The organism is Cochleicola gelatinilyticus, from assembly GCF_001637325.1.
Lineage (GTDB): Bacteria > Bacteroidota > Bacteroidia > Flavobacteriales > Flavobacteriaceae > Cochleicola > Cochleicola gelatinilyticus.
Map to the genome: position 1 here is coordinate 1 of NZ_LRXL01000015.1, position 2,040 is coordinate 2,040.

Here is a 2,040-nt window from a genome sequence, read left to right on the forward strand (position 1 = left end):
TCTTATGCAAACCGTTGTGCTTAATGCAAAAAAAACTAACTGAATTGATATTTAGACCTCTGAAATACGAAAAATACGCTGATAAAATTTGTCAAAAACTGACTGGATTTCAAAGTAATTTTAGAAAGAATTATGATACTGATAATTATGAAAATTGGTTTTATAATCAATCGAGCGAAACATTAAGATTATACAGTGACGACAAAGAAATCTATTTCAAATACATTCCCGTTGGAACGTTCTCGATGAATACAAATAGTTGGATGTGGGCTTGGGCTAACGAAGATTCTGTAGAACCTAGAAAATTTCGAACTTTAAAAATTAAGGAATTCGGAGAAAAGAAAAATTATCAAAAACTGACCAACTCTCATTTTGACGGAGATAAATATACAGGTTGGGAATTAACATCAATTGCTTTTGATATAATTGGCGGAATTGGGACTTACCGAGTCATTTCTGACCATTTAGAAAAGTACTTTCTTCTGACTGAACAAATAACGAAAGAAGAAGTCGAAAAAATTGAGAGTGAACTAATCGAATGTAGTGTTCACGGAAAAATAAGAAAAGCATTTATTTGCCAACATTTGAATACGGAACAAAAAACTGGATTTGAAGAAGCTTTTGAGACTTATCGTGGGATGGAATTGGACGAAGAAGATGATTTCCAAGCTTGGTGTTCTGAATGCGAAAAAGAGCGACTTAAAACAGATGGTTGGAATGACGAATCTATGGAGTTCGCTAAAATAAAATTAGTGTGTGAGAGATGTTACTTTGAGATTAAAGAATCAAATTAAACTGGAGAAAGCACTAAGCACAACAATGTATATAAAACATAGCTAATATAGGCTTTCCGAGAGGTTTTTGTGTATTTGTTAAGACCGCCAAATTTTTAAATTTGGCTTTTAATAAAATAAAGATAAAAAGAAAAATTTAAAAATTCGGCTCGTGTATAATCCGAAACGATAGTGTCTTTTAACACGCTACGTTTCATATACGGAGACGTTGTACACAATACCCAAAAAATGAAAATCGGAACTAAAATATTAATCCTATTTCTGACTTTTAATTTACTTTCTTGCAAAGGAACTGCACAAGAAACAGAAATTGAAAAGCCTACTACTGAATTTGATTTCTCAACAGTTGAAAAATTCCGAGAAACAAAACTTAAAGGTCAAATAATAAACGATTACGACAGCATTTTCAGTTCTTCACAAAGGAAAGAACTGTCGGACATTATTTATGACTACAATATTGAAACCACACGACAAATAGTTGTTGTAACAATTGATAGTATAAATCCATATTCTGACATTCAAAAAATGGCGACGGATTTGGGAAAATATTGGGGAGTTGGAACAGCAGAAAAAGATAATGGTCTGATAATTTTACTCTGTAAACCCTGTAGAAAAATCGGAATTGCAACTGGAATTGGAACCGAACTGGTTTTGACAAACGAAATCTGTAAAAAAGTAATTGACCAAACTATAATTCCCGAATTTAAAAATGGAAACTTTTATGACGGAATTAAAAATGGAGTGGTTGAATTAATAGAAAAATGGAAATAAAAGTACTGTGTACAACAATGTATAACCGCAATTACGGCGGATTCGACTACGTCCGAATCCACTCGGAATTGCTAAGGCTAGTGTTTAATCCGAAAATAATCGCTAATTTAACACGTAACTGACGGTTATACGAAACCGTTATGCACGATGGCTCCCGTGACGCAGAATTCTCCAAACATTTCGCAACTGAAACTAAAAAATTATACTGAACTGTAAAGCCGCACGCAATCTGAACGCCAAATAAAACTTCTGACTAAAAATTGTTCGCAGCGAAACGGAAGCGGAAACTTAATGGAGACAACACGTCTTATAAAACTGATTGGACAGTACATTTAATTCAATGGTCGGATTACTGAAAACGGGAAATGTTGAGAGAGTTATTTAGTTTTATAAGCCTAAAAGTTCAGTAATTAATACAAAAATATCGATGTTACTTTGCGGCGCTGCGAAGTGTTACGTAATCGTTGCGGCTGCA

The 2,040-nt window shown here is 33.6% G+C and carries 2 protein-coding genes; both read left to right on the top strand.

Annotated features, from left to right (window positions below):
• Positions 1-794, top strand: a 794-nt coding sequence (locus ULVI_RS01785; RefSeq protein WP_241780943.1) for a DUF6882 domain-containing protein, incomplete at its 5' end; no start/stop codon positions are given.
• Positions 795-1,022: 228 nt separating this feature from the next.
• Positions 1,023-1,565: a TPM domain-containing protein gene (locus ULVI_RS01790; RefSeq protein WP_068589011.1), complete on the top strand. Its 543-nt coding sequence runs from the start codon at positions 1,023-1,025 to the stop codon at positions 1,563-1,565.
• Positions 1,566-2,040: the final 475 nt, after the last annotated feature.